This is a genomic window from Cedecea lapagei (assembly GCF_900635955.1).
GTDB lineage: Bacteria > Pseudomonadota > Gammaproteobacteria > Enterobacterales > Enterobacteriaceae > Cedecea > Cedecea lapagei.
In genome coordinates, this window is sequence record NZ_LR134201.1 from 4,669,174 (window position 1) to 4,683,988 (window position 14,815).

A 14,815-nucleotide genomic window follows, 5' to 3' on the forward strand; every position below is an offset into this window, starting at 1 on the left:
TTCTGTAGCGCCGTTATAACCATAAGCCTGGTATGTTGAAAGCATTATTTGCAGGCTTATAATTACCTTAAAATAAATATGGCTTATACGAAATAAACGGACGTGTTCCCACGAGAGTTGGTTTACTTTTTTATGAGCGTAAAAACATGTGCTATAAATTATACGGATTTATAATTGGAAAAGAAATTCACTTTGATATTAAGCACAGAAGAATTTATCGCATCCCTTATTGTGGAACGGCAAATAGCTATATATCTGGATCGGTTACGCTAAGAGAAACTATGCATATGCTATTTGTTTATTTGCTTCTGCGCCATAATCACAAGTTCGTTAGTAAAGAAGAGCTCATGGTTAACATCTGGGAAGGAAATAATCTTATTCCCTCTACACAGCGATTGTGGCAGGTTATAAATAATCTTAATAAAAAATTAGAGCTCTTAGGTTTACCCGCTAATTTCATCCATAATGTGAAAGGAAGAGGCTATTCCATCCGCTATGATGAAATTACGCCACTCTATTATAGAGTGAGTGAAGCTCCGCACTCACTCTGAAATTAATAAGGAGTTGCTTCATATTCTGGATAAGTGATGTCAATTCAGAATAACACTTCCTGGGCAGTTTGCTGTCCAGGTTTTTTTTGGTTTTTTATCCAGTTTCGTTAACGTTGATGTTGCACTCAGCGTATCTCCCGCGCGATTAATGCATCAATATACATAAATACGTACCTTTGGCGTGCAGCCAATAGTGGAAGGGTATATGAGTTTTTATAACTATTTTTTAAATCTGAAAGTGGGTAAGAAATTATTAATTGGCTTTTGTGGCGCCATCATGATCACGCTGCTGATAGCAATAGCAGGCGTGGTGAGTTTAAAAAGCATCCAGGATAGAGTCGCGAAAAGTACATTAAGCGTAGAGTTGCTAAACGTTCTTAATGAAGCACGTCTGAACAGAACGAATTATGAGTATTCCCATCAGGCACGCTATCTGGAAAAAGATAGCCAGTCTATTGATAAAATGATGGATATTATTGAGCGTTTAAAAAAACGTAGCTGGTCCGTGGAGGGTTTTGATGCTCTGCAGAAAACAGACGATACCCTTGCCGGGTATATTAAAGAACGAACCCCTTTTTTAGCCGCGCTGGAAGAAAAACAAAAAAACTTTGTCTTATTAAATTCCCGGGGAGCGTATGAAAAGTCCCAGCACGCCTCCAGGCTAAGCCAAAGTGGTGAGCTGGACATGGCAAACAAACTTCAGGTTTCTCAACTGGCGTTTATCCTGAATGATGTTGATTCGCTTATGGGGGACTACCGGGCGCGGCCGACGGCAGACCTGGAGCAAAAAATTGAGCATTTACTTACCGCAGGCGTTCATTCTTCACAGCAGCTTATTTCCACCCTGCCGCTGACGGAGAGAGCATGGCTGGAAGAGGGCATTAAAGAGCTGCAAACATATGCAGTTGAACTCCCCCTCTATCTTGAGGCGGACAAATATCAGCGTGCCAGGTCAGAGCAGCTGGATGTTGCGGCCGGTAACGTCACGCTGAGGATTAATGAACTTCTGGCGCTGCAGCAGCAGGGAGTCGAAAGTCGGGTTGTTTCAGCGGAAAGAGTAATGATCGTTGTTACCCTGGCCGGCATTCTGTTCAGTATTGCAATGGCCACAGGGATTGCTCGCTCCATCACCCAACCGCTTCACCAAACCCTTGAGCTTGCGGAGCAGATTGCCAGCGGCGATCTCACCAGAAGCCTGACAAGCCGTCATCGGGATGAGCCGGGATTATTGATGCAGGCCGTTGCGAAGATGAATGCTAATCTGCAAGAAATCATCCTGAAGGTGCGGGACGGGGTCGACAGCATAGCCCGCTCGTCCTCGGAAATTGCCGCCGGTAACCTGGACCTATCCAGCAGAACCGAGCAGCAATCCGCGGCGGTAATCGAAACGGCTGCCAGTATGGAAGAGCTGACCTCTACTGTGGCCCTTAATGCTGAAAATGCGAGGCATGCCCGTCAGCTGGCGGAAAAAGCGGCTAACAACACGGGCGAAGGGAGCCAGCTATCTCAGCAGGTGATTAATACCATGAAAAGCGTGCGCTCCAGTTCACACCGCATTTCTGAAATCACCTCGGTCATTAACAGTATTGCTTTTCAGACCAACATCCTGGCGCTAAATGCGGCGGTTGAGGCTGCCCGAGCCGGCGATCAGGGAAAAGGCTTTGCGGTCGTTGCTGGGGAAGTGCGAAGCCTTGCCCAGCGTAGTGCGAACTCGGCCAAAGAAATCGAGTCTCTTATTCAGGAGTCTGTCGCCGAAGTGGATAGCGGTTTCCGTCTGGTAGAAAGGGCTGGCGTCGTTATGGGGGACATCGAGGGCTCGGTGATACAGGTGCGCGACATCATGAGTGAAATTGCTGCCGCTACGGAAGAACAAAGCAATGGCATCGCTCAAATTGCCCTGGCGATGGCGGAAATGGACACCACTACGCAACAAAATGCCGCATTGGTGGAAGAGTCTTCCGCTGCAGCTTCTTCGCTTGAAGATCAGGCCGTTGAACTGGAAAAGGTGGTCTCCATTTTCCGTATCAACAAGAATTATCAAGAGAAGCAGCCTGCAGCGAGCTTGATACGCAGTAGCGTAGCGACGCAGCCAAAATCTCCCGTAAACGACGCTTCTGGGGACTGGACAAGTTTCTGACTCAGCTAAACCGAGGGCTTTTAAGCCCTCGTTAACTTAGCGCTTGTTGAGCATCGCTTTTAGGTCGGCAAACGGATTGTATGTCGCTTCACCTACGTCCTTTTGCGCATCTTCTCCGGCAATCACCGTGGAGCCATAAAGGTCTGCTTCGGTGTATTTCGAATGCTCATGATCGTGACAGTACAGGCATAAAAGCTCCCAATTGCTGCCATCTTCCGGATTATTGGTGTGATCGTGATCCATATGGTGAACGGTCAGCTCACGCAGATTGGAATAAACAAACTCGCGCGAGCAGCGTCCGCATACCCACGGGAAAAGCTTTAGCGCCTTTTCGCGATAGCCGCTCTCCAGCCGCGTATAGTTTTTGGGGATAATCGCCATAGTTCAGGTTCCGGACAAAAAGTAGAGTTATCCCCAGTTTCCGGCTAAAGCGCCTCTTTATCAATCCCCAGACGCTTCATTCGTGATAGTAACGTCGTACGCTTCAGCCCTAAACGCTGAGCCGCACCTCGTGGGCCGGCGACCACGCCGTTGGCCTCTTTCAGCACGCGCAGGATACGCTGGTACTCGTCTTCGTCTTCGCGCTCCTCTTCTGCCATAGCCGGAACAAAATGGCGTTCGGTCAACGGACGGGAGTCCACTTCCGGCAGCGAAAGTTGCAGAACGCTGCCGCGCGTCAGCAATACCGCCCGCTCAATCACGTTTTCCAGCTCACGTACGTTACCCGGCCACTCCATACGGCTCAGGGCGCGCAGCGTTTCCGCCGGAATACTGTCGATATTGCGGTTGAGGCGGCGGGCGATTTTAAAGGTAAGGGATTTGACCAGCAGCGGAATATCTTCCGGGCGCTCGCGCAGCGGCGGCAGAGTGATGGGAAAAACGTTCAGTCGGTAATAAAGATCGCTGCGGAATTCGCGGTTGGCTACCATCTCCTTCAGGTTGCGGTTAGTGGCGGCGATCAGGCGCACGTCCACTTCCTGAACCTTATTACTGCCGAGGCGCTCAAACTCCTGCTCCTGAAGCACGCGCAGCAACTTAGGCTGAAGCTCGAGCGGCATATCGCCAACTTCGTCCAGGAACAGCGAGCTTTTATCCGCCAGTTCAAAGCGGCCGATGCGTTGATTATTCGCTCCGGTAAAGGCGCCGCGCTCGTGGCCGAAGAGATCGCTCTCCAGCAGCCCGGCGGGCATCGCCGCGCAGTTGATCTTCACCATTCGACGGTTATTGCGCTCGCTAAGGTTATGGATTGCCCGGGCAATCAGCTCCTTACCGGTGCCGGTTTCGCCGAGGATCAACACCGTACTGTTGCTGCTGGCGACCATCTCTACCTGTTTAAGCACGACGGACATGGCCTCACCGCGCCCGATGATTTCGCCAAAATTGCTGTCGACGTTATTTATTTGCTCGGTGAGATAGAGATTTTCATCCACCAGATTCTCTTTCAGGCGGTTGATTTCCTGGTAGGCGAGGGCGTTATCTACCGCAATCGCGATGCGCTCGGCAATCTGGCGCAGCAGCTTTAAGTTCGCTGGCGTAAAACCGTGTTCACTGCACCGGGCAAGCTTCAGCACACCGAGCATATTGTTGCCGAACTTCAGCGGCAGCAGGCAAAGCATCTGCGGCTTATTGTCCCACATCTCAAGCAGCATTCGCTCATACGGTGCCAGAGTGTCGCCGGGGCAGAGGTTGAGCAGCAGCATTTCCCCGCTTTTAAAGACCCGCTCGGAGAGCGTGCCGGCCTCGAGGACGTCGCTTTGATCGTGAATCGGCGAGGCTTCATCAACAAAGTGGGTGGAGTAGAGCGTGAGCCGCGACTTGCGGCTGCTTCTCAGCACAATGCTGATGGAGTCGATGGCGAAGTGGTAATGAATTTCGCGGGCAATCTCGCTTATCAGCTCGTCCAGATCCAGCTTCGACAGCACGGCGTTGGTGACGGCGACCAGAATTCGAAAGTCGTCGCGTTCGCGGCACAGCAGTTGGTGATCGTGGCTCGAATTAAGCCGCGTCTGGATCTGTTCGGCTACCAGGCCCACGATCTGCGCCAGCGTGTGGAGGCGATTAAGCTCTTTTTCGCTCCAGGCATCCGCCCTGTCGCGAATAAACTCGCAGCCGCCGAAAATTTTCCCTTCGGAGGCCAGCGGCAGCAGGCAGTAGCGGCCAAAAGGAGCGTACAGCTCAAGATCAGCCAGCTGCGGCCAGGTTTCATCAAACTCCTGCTGGCTGCAAATTAGCGCCTCCGGACGCGACAGCATGCGTCGTACCGGGCCGTTAGCCAGCGCCATTTCATCTTCGTAATGCAACACTTTGCCGTGTTTATCCTGACCATAAAAGCTCACCCTCTGGTGGAGGGGATGGTAAAGCAGGATGTTAACGCGGTCGGCCAGCGCGCCCTGTTTCACCTGCTGCGTCAGGCTTCTGGCGAGTTCGTTGAGATCGGGCAGCTGCAGCAGCGTCCGGGTAATATCAAATATCCCCTGCTGCCCGAGATCGCTCATCGGCGTGTATGACATTTTTGCTTTCCATTGAAATGCCCCGCGGCGGGCGCAGGGCGAAAAGATTTTATTAATATAAATATTTTTTAAGTTTAGTCGGCGTGAGGTGATTGCATACTGGTGCAGGTCAACAAATGCGCGGTAAGGGCTCAAAATGCGGCAGGTCGAGGGTGCGTTTTACGCCATAAAGCCCCGTCACGCGTACGCCTTTCCGTTCAACCACTTCCCCTATTATCGCAGCCTGTTTGCCGCAGGTATGCTGCTGCAAAGCGAGCAGCACAGCCGGTGCAGACTCGGGGGATACGGCAATCACCAGCTTGCCTTCATTAGCAAAATTTAACGCATCAAGCCCAAGCAGCTCACAGACTCCGCGCACCGCCGGGTTCAGCGGCAGCTGGTTTTCGATAATTTCCATGCCGCAGCCGCTGGTGGCGGAAAACTCATGCAGAACGGCGTTTACCCCGCCTCGCGTGGCATCCCGCAATGCTTTTACGCCGGGGATTTGAAGCAGCGGGGCAATCATCGGCGTCAGCACCGCGCAGTCGCTCTGCAGGTCGCCGTCCAGGCCAAGCTTCTCGCGCAGGTTAAGAATGGTTGCGCCGTGGTCGCCGAGCGTGCCGCTGACGATGAGCAGATCCCCTGTTTTAATCCGCGCCGCCCCCCAGTCAACACCGGCAGGAATAGCGCCGATCCCGGCGGTATTAATAAAGAGTTTGTCCGCTGCGCCGCGAGGTACGACCTTGGTGTCGCCGGTGACGATAGCGATATTGGCTGCCCGTAAGGCGTTTGCCATGCTGGCGACCACTCGTTCCAGAGTGTCGAACGGTAGCCCTTCTTCGAGGATAAAACCGCACGACAGCCAGCATGGCGTAGCCCCGCTCACCGCGACGTCATTCGCCGTGCCGCAGACGGCGAGCTTGCCGATATCGCCGCCGGGGAAAAACAGCGGATCGATAACGTAGCTGTCGGTGGAGAACGCCAACCGGTCGCCGCCGGCGGTAAGCTCAGCCAGTGAAAGGCGGGCCTGATCTTCCTGCTCTGCCAGCCACGGGTTATCAAAGGCCCGCATAAACAGGCTGCCGATCAGCTGCTGCATCGCCTGGCCGCCGCTGCCGTGGGCCAGTTCAACGGTTTTCATACTTCACACTCCTGAGAACGGTACTGATACCACGCCGCGCAGGCTCCCTCGGAAGAGACCATCAGCGCGCCAAAGGCGTTTTGTGGGTTGCAGCCGCTGCCGAACAGCGGGCATTGCTGCGGCCTGCAGCGTCCGGTGAGCACGTCGCCGCAGCGGGCTTTCGGATCGTCGTAAACCTGCTGAGGTTTGGGCCGGAAGCGATCCTCTGCGTCAAACTGGCGATACGCCTCGGTTAGCTGCACCCCGGAATCGTGGATAACGCCCAGGCCGCGCCATTCGGCTTCGCCGCGCACGGTAAACACTTCGCGCATCGCCTTTTGTGCCAGAAGGTTGCCCTCTTCCGGCACTACGCGGCGGTACTGGTTCTCCACCAGGCAACGCTGATTGATTTTTTGCTCCACCAGCATCAGCACGCCCTGCAGCAGATCCAGCGGCTCAAAACCGGCTACAACCAGCGGACGCTGGTACTCTGAAGCGATAAATTCGTAGGCTTCGGTGCCAATCACCATGCTGACGTGCCCCGGCGCCAGGAGAGCGCCGATGCCGTTATCGGGCCTTGAAAGCAGGCTACGCAGCGTCGGGATCAGCGTGATGTGCTGACAGAAGAAAGAGAAGTTACCGATGCCCTGAGATTTTGCCTGTTGGAGGGCTATCGCCGTGGCGGGCATGGTGGTTTCGAAGCCGAGGCCGAAGAACACCACCTGGCGCTCCGGGTTCTGGCATGCAAGATTCAGGGCGTCCATGGGTGAGTAAATGACCCGGACATCCGCGCCGCGTGCCTTCGCCTGCATCAGCGAACCGGTTTTTCCCGGCACGCGCATCGCATCGCCAAAGGTGCAGAAAATCACTTCCGGGTGGCTGGCTATCTCAATGCAGCCGTCGATTCGGCCCATCGGCAGCACGCAAACCGGGCAGCCAGGGCCGTGAATAAACTCGATATTTTCCGGCAACAGCTGGTCGAGCCCAAATTTAAAAATAGCGTGGGTATGGCCGCCGCAAACCTCCATGATGCGCAGCGGTCGCGCTGCCGTATTGTCCAGCAGCGGGGAGCGAGTTTTCAGCGTCTTAATCAGCTGCATCACCCGTTCAGGATCGCGATATTCGTCAATATAGCGCATCAGCGGGGATCCTCACCGTAGAGCAGCGCGCCGACGTCGGGCTCAACCTCGAACATGTTTTGCAGGGCATCAAGCGTGTCTCGCGCCTCGGCTTCGTCAATGATGCTCATGGCAAACCCAACATGAACCAGCACCCATTGCCCTACGGCGGCCTCGCCCACCAAAGTTAAATTGACGTCGCGCTGTACGCCGCAGACATCCACTTTCGCGCTGCCGTCGTCCAGCCGCTCGACTATCTGGCCGGGAATGCCTATGCACATCGCTCCGCCTCCAGCCAGCTTAACCACTCATCCATCCCTTCACCGCTGGTGGCAGAAACCAGCAGGATTTTGATGTCCGGGTTGACCTCCCGGGCATAAATCAGGCATCTGTTCACGTCAAACTGCAGGTAAGGCAGCAGATCGATTTTGTTCAGCAGCAGCAATGACGCGGCGGCAAACATATGCGGGTATTTCAGCGGCTTGTCCTCACCTTCCGTCACCGAAAGCACCGCGACCTTGTGGCGTTCCCCTAAATCAAAACTTGCCGGACAGACCAGGTTGCCAACGTTTTCGATAAACAGTACGCCGTCCTGTTCAAGCGGCAGGCGCAGCATAGCATCGCGGATCATTTGCGCATCAAGGTGACACCCTTTGCCGGTGTTCACCTGAATGGCTGGCGTGCCGGTTTCCCGGATACGCGCCGCGTCGTTCACCGTTTGCTGATCCCCTTCGATGACCGCGCACGGCACTCTGGGGTTCAGCCGCTTCAGGGTTTCGGTGAGCAGGGTGGTCTTGCCTGAGCCGGGGCTGGAAACCAGGTTCAGCACCAGCTGATGCTGGCTGGCGAAGCGCTGGCGGTTATGGGCGGCGAGCTGGTTGTTCTTATCCAGCACGTTCAGCTCTATCTCCAGCATTTTGCGCTGCGTCATGCCCGGCGCGTGGGTGCCTGCCGCGCCGTGGCCGTAGTGCAGGTCGCCCTGTTCGTCGGCCGTGGGGGCAAATTTCACGCCGGTTATCTGCTGCAGCGGGCGTGCCGCCGGGGCAAACGGGGCGCTGCGAAAGCCAGAGTGAGGATTGCGCTCGTCCCCTTCAATGTACAGGTTGCCTTCACCGCAACCGCAGGTGCTACACATGAGCTATCTCCTGATCGATTTCCAGACGCTTAATCTGCATGCCGTCATCCGCCACGATGCGCAGCCTGTCGCTGCCGCAGAGCGGGCAGCACCTTACGCGCAGGGTGAGCAAGGTGACGAACTGCTGGCAGTCATGGCACCAGCATTCGGCTTCCTGCTGGTGGATGTGAAGATCGCAGCCTTCCGCCAGCGTGCCGCGGCAGGCCAGATCAAAGCAAAATTCCAGGGCGCTGGTTTCCACGCACGAGAAGGCGCCGACCTCCAGCCAGACGCCGGTCACGCGACGGGCGTTGTTCTGGCGGGCATGGCTTTCGATAAGTTCGACTGCGCGCTGGCAAAGAGTGATTTCGTGCATGGGGCCTCCGGGGTTCATTGAGGCAGGTAATGCAAAGACGGTGCCAGGCCTTTTTTTGCCCCTCTTCCTCCCAGGGAGAGGGGTAGGGCGAGGGTAAAAAAATTCCGTCACTAAAAGTCAAAGATGACGAAATGACACCTCATCCGGCGGGAAAAACACGCGTTTATCTATTAAAACTACTAAAAAACAACGAATTAAAAATCTGGCACGAAATGTGCCTTACGGAGGGACAAGCACTAACAGAGTGAAAAGAACATGAACATTTGGGAACTGAGCGAGAAAGCCGAGTATATCGCCGACAGGCACCAGCGCCTGCTGGATCAGTGGCATCAGTACGGCAACACCCTGATTCAGGGGATCACCCTATCGAAAGCGAAGCTTCATCACGCCGTGGGCTGCAGCCAGGACGAAAGCCTGCGTTTCTTCTTATTTGACCACTTTGTCATTCAAATCAATCTCGCCGAAGGCTTTAACAGCCACACCATCGAGTATGCCATCGAGCTGCACGACGGCAGCGATAAGATACTGATTGCAAAGGCGACTATCGATGATGACGGACGTATTGATAACCTCATCAGCAACGGCGATCGCGAGAAAGTGCTCGATCACTACCTTGAGCTTATCCGCCCGGTGTACGACAGCCTTTATCTGGCCGTGCAGCAAAACACCCCACTGTCCATGACGCTGCTTCAGCAGTCTGCCGTGGCATGAAGAGATCTGGGGTGTCGAGAACTGTCGAAACGGCAGCTTTTCGGCATGTTTTCGTCAAAAATGACGATCGTCACCTGAGGAAGTGCTGGTGAACCGTTTTGTAATCGCTGACTCAACATTATGTATGGGATGCCATACCTGCGAAGCGGCCTGCGCCGAGACGCACCGCCTGCAAGGCCTGCAGGCCTTGCCGCGGCTGAAAGTGATGCGCAACCTGAATGAATCTGCGCCGCAGATGTGCCATCACTGCGAAGACGCACCCTGCGCCGGGGTTTGCCCGGTTAACGCCATTACCCGCGTGGACGGGGCCGTACAGCTGAACGAAAACCTGTGCGTAAGCTGCAAGCTTTGCGGCATTGCCTGCCCGTTTGGTGCCATTGAATTTTCCGGTAGCAGACCGCTGCATATTCCTGCCAACGTCAACAGCCCGAAAGCGCCGCCTGCGCCTCCGGCGCCTGCTCGCGTCAGCACCCTGCTCGACTGGGTTCCCGGCGTTCGCGCTATCGCCGTCAAATGCGACCTGTGCAGCTTCGATGGAAGCGGCCCGGCCTGCGTTCGCACCTGTCCGACCAAGGCGCTTCGCCTTATCGATAACAAAGACATTGCCAGGGCCAGCAAGCGCAAGCGCGAGCTGACTCTCGGCGCGTCGCTCGGCGACCTTTCCCTGTTTACCCAGCCAGAGGCGAGAAAATGAATGCTTTTTTACTGATTCAGTGGGCGCTTTTGGGGTTTATTGCCAGCGCTATATTGGCCGGAGTTCTGGCATTTTCTAAGCCGATTAGTGGGTTTTTCGCCGGTGTTGGCGGCGCAATCAGCTCTATATTTTTGCTGGTTGCGGGCGCTAAGGCGCTGCTGGGCTTCAGCGGTGACGCGCAACTCTGGCACTGGCACCTTCAGCTAAACGCCTTTAACGGCGTATGGCTGGTCACCGTAGCGCTCAGCGGCCTGTTCATCTCTCTGTTTAACTGCGCCTGGCATCGTCACTCTGAAATAAAAGCCAACGGCCTGCTGATTAACTTAATCCTGGCGGCAAGCGTGGCGGCGCTGGTGGCCGACAACTTTGTCACCCTGGTGGCAATGGCGGAAATCATCTCTCTGGCAGGCTACTTCCTCACCGGCTGCCAAAAGTCCGGGCAGCTGTGGTTTGCGCTCGGCCGCCTCGGCACCTTGCTGCTGGTCTTTGCCTGCGGGCTGCTGTGGCAGCGTTACGGTACGCTGGGCTATGGCGAGCTGCGTCATCTGCTCGACGGCGCGCCGCTGCCAGCCTCTGTGCTTATGCTTTCGCTGCTCGGCTTTGGGCTGCTTGCCGGGATAATCCCGCTGCATGGCTGGGTGCCGCAGGCGCATGCGAACGCCTCTGCTCCGGCGGCCGCGCTGTTTTCCGCCGTGGTGTTGAAGATTGGCCTCTACGGCTTCATGTGCTTCTCGCTTCTCAGCAACGTGCTGCCGCTGTGGTGGGGCGTGCTGGTGGTGGTGGTCGGCATAATCACCGCCTTTATCGGCGGGCTTTACGCGCTGATGGAACACAACATCAACCGACTGCTGGCTTATCACTCCCTCGAAAACATCGGCATTATTCTGCTGGGCCTGGGCTGCGGCCTGATCGGTATCGCGCTGAATGAGCCTGTGCTGGTGGCGCTGGGCATGACCGGCGGCCTTTATCATCTGTTCAACCACAGCCTGTTTAAAACCACGCTGTTCCTCGGCGCTGGCGCGATTTGGTTCCGAACCGGGTACCGCGACATCGAGAAACTGGGCGGGATCGGAAAACGTATGCCGGTTATCTCGCTGGCGATGCTGATCGGGCTGATGGCGATGGCCGCGCTGCCACCGCTGAACGGCTTTGCCGGGGAATGGATTATTTATCAGTCATTCTTCCGCCTTGGCAGCCTGCCGCTGTTTGTTGGCCGCTTTATCGGGCCGCTGCTGGCCGTTGTGCTGGCGGTGACCGGCGCGCTGGCGGTGATGTGCATGGCGAAAGTGTATGGCGTCACCTTCCTGGGCGCGCCGCGTACTAAAGAAGCAGAAAACGCAACCTCTGCGCCGTGGTTGATGAACCTGAGCGTGGCGTTGCTGGCCACCTGCTGCGTCGTGGCCGGTGTGGCTTCGCCGTGGCTGTTGCCTCTACTTCAGCATGCCGTTCCGCTGCCGCTGCAAACAGCGCATACCGCTGTGTCTCAGCCGATGATAACGCTGCTGCTGATCGCTTCCCCGCTGCTGCCGTTAATTTTGATGATCGTTTTCCGTGGCGACCGTCTGCCAAACCGCTCCCGCGGCTCGGCCTGGGTCTGCGGCTACGACCATGAACAGGCGATGGTGATCACCGCGACGGGCTTCGCGCAGCCGGTAAAAGCGGCGTTTGCGCCGCTGTTTAAGCTGCGCGACACCCTGAATCCAGGGAAATGGCTGCCCGACTGGCAGGGCGAGTGCCTGCCCGGCACTTTTCGCCGTCTGGCGATGGTTGAGCTGGCGGTTTTACTGGTGGCGATGGTTGCCTGAGGAACTGATATGACGACGTTTTTATTTGCCCTGACCCAGGCGCTGGCGCTGTTTTTTGCCGCTCCGCTGCTGTCCGGTATCACTCGCGTGATGCGCGCTCGCCTGCATAACCGCCGCGGTCCCGGCGTGCTGCAGGAGTACCGGGATCTGTTCAAGCTTCTGGGCCGTCAGAGCGTGGCCCCTGCCGCGTCCGGCTGGGTTTTCCGCCTGATGCCGTTTGTGATGGTGGGCGTGATGCTGACCATTGCTACCGCGCTGCCGGTGGTGACGATGGCCTCGCCGCTGCCGTCTTTAGGTGACCTGATCACCCTAATTTACCTGTTCGCCATCGCCCGCTTCTTCTTCGCCATCGCCGGGTTAGACACCGGCAGCCCGTTCACCGGGCTTGGTGCTAGCCGCGAAGCGATGCTCGGCGTACTGGTGGAGCCGATTCTGCTGCTTGGCCTGTGGGTTGCCGCTCAGGTTGCGGGCAGCACCCACATCAGCAATATCGCCGGTGTCATTCACGGCTGGCCGCCTGCGCAGAGCCTGACGCTGCTGCTGGCCTTTGCCGCCTGCGCCTTCGCTACCTTCATTGAAATGGGCAAGCTGCCTTTTGATCTCGCTGAGGCCGAGCAGGAGCTGCAGGAAGGACCGCTGTCCGAATACAGCGGCGCGGGTTTTGCGGTGGTGAAGTGGGGCATTTCTCTCAAGCAGCTGGTTGTTCTGCAAATGTTTGTCGGCGTCTTCCTGCCATGGGGGCAAATGAGCGCCTTTAGCTGGAGCGGGCTTGCCCTCGCCTTAGCGCTGGCCGTTGTGAAGCTGGTGGCGGGCGTACTGATTATCGCGCTGTTTGAAAACAGCATGGCGCGCCTGCGTTGGCTTGAAACCTCGCGCATTACCTGGGCCGGTTTTGGCTTTGCCTTTTTAGCCTTCGTCTCCTTACTGGCGGCGTGATTTAAGAGAATTTATCGATGTCTGAAGAAAAAATAGGTCAACACTATCTCGCCGCGCTGCATCAGCAATTCCCGAATGCCGTACTCGACGAAGCCTGGCAGACGAAAGATCAAATCACCGTCACCGTGAAGCTCAACATGCTGCCAGAAGTGGTGGAGTGGCTTTATTACCAGCAGGGCGGCTGGCTTTCGGTGCTTTTTGGCAATGATGAACGCCAGCTGTGCGGCAGCTATGCGGTGTATTACGTGCTGTCGATGGAAAGCGGCGTGAAGTGCTGGATCACCGTGCGAGTCGAAGTGGACGCCGACAAGCCGGAGTTCCCGTCCGTCACGCCTCGTGTGCCTGCCGCCGTCTGGGGTGAACGCGAAGTTCGCGATATGTATGGCCTGCAGCCGGTTGGCCTGCCCGATGAACGTCGCCTGGTGCTGCCGGACGACTGGCCTGACGATCTTTATCCGCTGCGCAAAGACAGCATGGACTACCGTCAGCGTCCGGCGCCGACCAGCGACAAAGAGACCTACGAGTTCATTAACGAGCTGGGCACCAAAAAAAACAATGTGGTGCCGATTGGCCCGCTGCACGTCACTTCTGACGAACCGGGCCACTTCCGCCTGTTCGTCGAGGGTGAAAACATTATCGACGCCGACTATCGCCTGTTCTACGTCCATCGTGGCATGGAGAAGCTGGCGGAAACCCGCATGGGCTACAACGAAGTCACTTTCCTGTCCGACCGCGTGTGCGGCATCTGCGGATTTGCCCACAGCACCGCCTATACCACCTCAATCGAAAACGCGATGGGGATTGTGGTGCCGGAACGCGCGCAGATGATCCGCGCCATTCTGCTTGAAGTTGAGCGCCTGCACAGCCACCTGCTGAACCTCGGCCTGGCCTGCCATTTTGTGGGCTTCGACTCCGGCTTTATGCAGTTCTTCCGGGTGCGCGAAATGTCGATGAAGATGGCGGAGATCCTGACCGGGGCGCGAAAAACCTATGGCCTGAACCTGATTGGCGGTATCCGCCGCGATATGCTGAAAGACGACATGATCCAGACCCGGCAACTGGCGCAGCAGATGCGCCGGGAAGTGAAAGACCTGGTGGATATTCTGATGAGCACGCCGAATATCGAGCAGCGCACCGTGGGCATTGGCCGTCTTGACCCGCAAATCGCCCGTGATTTCAGCAACGTCGGCCCAATGGTGCGCGCCAGCGGCCACGCCCGCGACACCCGCGCCGATCACCCGTTTGTTGGTTACGGCCTGCTGCCGATGGAAGTTCACAGCCTGGACGGCTGCGACGTGATTTCCCGCCTGAAGGTTCGCATCAACGAAGTCTTCACCGCGCTGAACATGATTGATTTTGGTCTGGATAACCTACCGGGTGGCCCGCTCGCCGTGGAAGGTTTTACCTACATTCCAAACCGCTTTGCCCTGGGTTTCTCGGAGGCGCCGCGCGGGGACGATATTCACTGGAGCATGACCGGCGATAACCAGAAGCTGTACCGCTGGCGCTGCCGGGCGGCGACCTACGCCAACTGGCCAACCCTGCGCTACATGCTGCGCGGCAACACGGTGTCGGATGCGCCGCTGATTATCGGCAGCCTTGACCCTTGCTACTCCTGCACCGATCGCATGACGGTGGTGGACGTGCGCAAGAAGAAAAGCCAGGTGGTGCCGTACAAAGAGCTTGAGCGCTACAGCATTGAGCGTAAAAACTCGCCGCTGAAATAGATGATGTCGTGCGGTCTGGCCCCCTCTCCCCGGCCCT

Annotated in this window: 14 protein-coding genes; 7 read left to right on the forward strand and 7 right to left on the reverse strand. The window is 56.4% G+C overall.

All coding sequences use genetic code 11. From position 1 onward, the window contains the following. The first annotated feature begins 146 nt into the window (after window positions 1-146). Both EL098_RS22670 and EL098_RS22675 read left to right on the forward strand, forming a co-directional pair. A complete protein-coding gene (locus EL098_RS22670; RefSeq protein ID WP_126358242.1) occupies window positions 147-551 on the forward strand; it encodes a winged helix-turn-helix domain-containing protein in 405 nt (134 codons plus the stop codon). Between the two features lie 205 nt (window positions 552-756). After that, entirely contained in the window at window positions 757-2,688 is a 1,932-nt protein-coding gene (locus tag EL098_RS22675; RefSeq protein WP_126358243.1) for a methyl-accepting chemotaxis protein, read from the forward strand. Between the two features lie 36 nt (window positions 2,689-2,724). Here EL098_RS22675 and yajD read toward each other — a convergent pair whose 3' ends face one another. The 7 genes from yajD to hypA all read right to left on the reverse strand — a co-directional run bounded on the left by yajD (window position 2,725) and on the right by hypA (window position 8,905). Further along, window positions 2,725-3,069, reverse strand: a complete 345-nt coding sequence (gene yajD / locus EL098_RS22680; protein WP_126358244.1) for an HNH nuclease YajD — start codon at window positions 3,067-3,069, stop codon at window positions 2,725-2,727. 44 nt (window positions 3,070-3,113) lie between these two features. Further along, the gene (gene flhA, locus EL098_RS22685) at window positions 3,114-5,198 is read right to left on the reverse strand and encodes a formate hydrogenlyase transcriptional activator FlhA (protein ID WP_126358245.1); all 2,085 of its coding nucleotides are present in this window, start codon (window positions 5,196-5,198) and stop codon (window positions 3,114-3,116) included. 109 nt (window positions 5,199-5,307) lie between these two features. Next, window positions 5,308-6,318 carry a hydrogenase expression/formation protein HypE gene (gene hypE / locus EL098_RS22690; RefSeq protein WP_126358246.1) on the reverse strand — a complete coding sequence of 337 codons (1,011 nt, stop codon included), beginning with the start codon at window positions 6,316-6,318 and terminating at the stop codon, window positions 5,308-5,310. Beyond that, window positions 6,315-7,436: a hydrogenase formation protein HypD gene (gene hypD / locus EL098_RS22695; protein ID WP_126358247.1), complete on the reverse strand. Its 1,122-nt coding sequence runs from the start codon at window positions 7,434-7,436 to the stop codon at window positions 6,315-6,317. The genes hypE and hypD overlap by 4 nt, the downstream gene beginning before the upstream one ends. Beyond that, window positions 7,436-7,696, reverse strand: coding sequence for a HypC/HybG/HupF family hydrogenase formation chaperone (locus EL098_RS22700; protein ID WP_126358535.1), 261 nt, complete (start codon window positions 7,694-7,696; stop codon window positions 7,436-7,438). The genes hypD and EL098_RS22700 overlap by 1 nt, the downstream gene beginning before the upstream one ends. Continuing rightward, window positions 7,687-8,550, reverse strand: coding sequence for a hydrogenase nickel incorporation protein HypB (gene hypB / locus EL098_RS22705; protein WP_126358248.1), 864 nt, complete (start codon window positions 8,548-8,550; stop codon window positions 7,687-7,689). Before hypB ends, EL098_RS22700 begins: the two co-directional genes overlap by 10 nt. Beyond that, window positions 8,543-8,905 carry a hydrogenase maturation nickel metallochaperone HypA gene (hypA, locus tag EL098_RS22710; RefSeq protein ID WP_126358249.1) on the reverse strand — a complete coding sequence of 121 codons (363 nt, stop codon included), beginning with the start codon at window positions 8,903-8,905 and terminating at the stop codon, window positions 8,543-8,545. Before hypA ends, hypB begins: the two co-directional genes overlap by 8 nt. Before the next feature lie 255 nt (window positions 8,906-9,160). On the opposite strand from hypA, the gene hycA reads away from it, so the two are divergent. The 5 genes from hycA (at window position 9,161) to EL098_RS22735 (ending at window position 14,778) form a co-directional block, all read left to right on the forward strand. Continuing rightward, a complete protein-coding gene (hycA, locus tag EL098_RS22715; protein ID WP_126358250.1) occupies window positions 9,161-9,616 on the forward strand; it encodes a formate hydrogenlyase regulator HycA in 456 nt (151 codons plus the stop codon). A gap of 88 nt (window positions 9,617-9,704) precedes the next feature. Continuing rightward, the gene (locus EL098_RS22720) at window positions 9,705-10,310 is read left to right on the forward strand and encodes a 4Fe-4S dicluster domain-containing protein (protein WP_126358251.1); all 606 of its coding nucleotides are present in this window, start codon (window positions 9,705-9,707) and stop codon (window positions 10,308-10,310) included. Continuing rightward, a complete protein-coding gene (gene hycC, locus EL098_RS22725) occupies window positions 10,307-12,115 on the forward strand; it encodes a formate hydrogenlyase subunit 3 (protein ID WP_126358252.1) in 1,809 nt (602 codons plus the stop codon). The genes EL098_RS22720 and hycC overlap by 4 nt, the downstream gene beginning before the upstream one ends. A 9-nt stretch (window positions 12,116-12,124) precedes the next feature. After that, entirely contained in the window at window positions 12,125-13,051 is a 927-nt protein-coding gene (locus tag EL098_RS22730) for a respiratory chain complex I subunit 1 family protein (protein WP_126358253.1), read from the forward strand. Between the two features lie 17 nt (window positions 13,052-13,068). Beyond that, the gene (locus tag EL098_RS22735; protein ID WP_126358254.1) at window positions 13,069-14,778 is read left to right on the forward strand and encodes a hydrogenase large subunit; all 1,710 of its coding nucleotides are present in this window, start codon (window positions 13,069-13,071) and stop codon (window positions 14,776-14,778) included. Window positions 14,779-14,815 lie beyond the last annotated feature (37 nt).

Bases quoted from the DNA above. Each gene is read 5' to 3' on its own strand.
- EL098_RS22700 (WP_126358535.1), bottom strand. From the start codon at position 7,696: ATGTGCATAGGCATTCCCGGCCAGATAGTCGAGCGGCTGGACGACGGC.
- hycC (WP_126358252.1), top strand. From the start codon at position 10,307: ATGAATGCTTTTTTACTGATTCAGTGGGCGCTTTTGGGGTTTATTGCC.
- EL098_RS22730 (WP_126358253.1), top strand. From the start codon at position 12,125: ATGACGACGTTTTTATTTGCCCTGACCCAGGCGCTGGCGCTGTTTTTT.
- EL098_RS22735 (WP_126358254.1), top strand. From the start codon at position 13,069: ATGTCTGAAGAAAAAATAGGTCAACACTATCTCGCCGCGCTGCATCAG.
- flhA (WP_126358245.1), bottom strand. From the start codon at position 5,198: ATGTCATACACGCCGATGAGCGATCTCGGGCAGCAGGGGATATTTGAT.
- hycA (WP_126358250.1), top strand. From the start codon at position 9,161: ATGAACATTTGGGAACTGAGCGAGAAAGCCGAGTATATCGCCGACAGG.
- hypA (WP_126358249.1), bottom strand. From the start codon at position 8,905: ATGCACGAAATCACTCTTTGCCAGCGCGCAGTCGAACTTATCGAAAGC.
- hypD (WP_126358247.1), bottom strand. From the start codon at position 7,436: ATGCGCTATATTGACGAATATCGCGATCCTGAACGGGTGATGCAGCTG.
- hypB (WP_126358248.1), bottom strand. From the start codon at position 8,550: ATGTGTAGCACCTGCGGTTGCGGTGAAGGCAACCTGTACATTGAAGGG.
- yajD (WP_126358244.1), bottom strand. From the start codon at position 3,069: ATGGCGATTATCCCCAAAAACTATACGCGGCTGGAGAGCGGCTATCGC.
- hypE (WP_126358246.1), bottom strand. From the start codon at position 6,318: ATGAAAACCGTTGAACTGGCCCACGGCAGCGGCGGCCAGGCGATGCAG.
- EL098_RS22670 (WP_126358242.1), top strand. From the start codon at position 147: ATGTGCTATAAATTATACGGATTTATAATTGGAAAAGAAATTCACTTT.
- EL098_RS22675 (WP_126358243.1), top strand. From the start codon at position 757: ATGAGTTTTTATAACTATTTTTTAAATCTGAAAGTGGGTAAGAAATTA.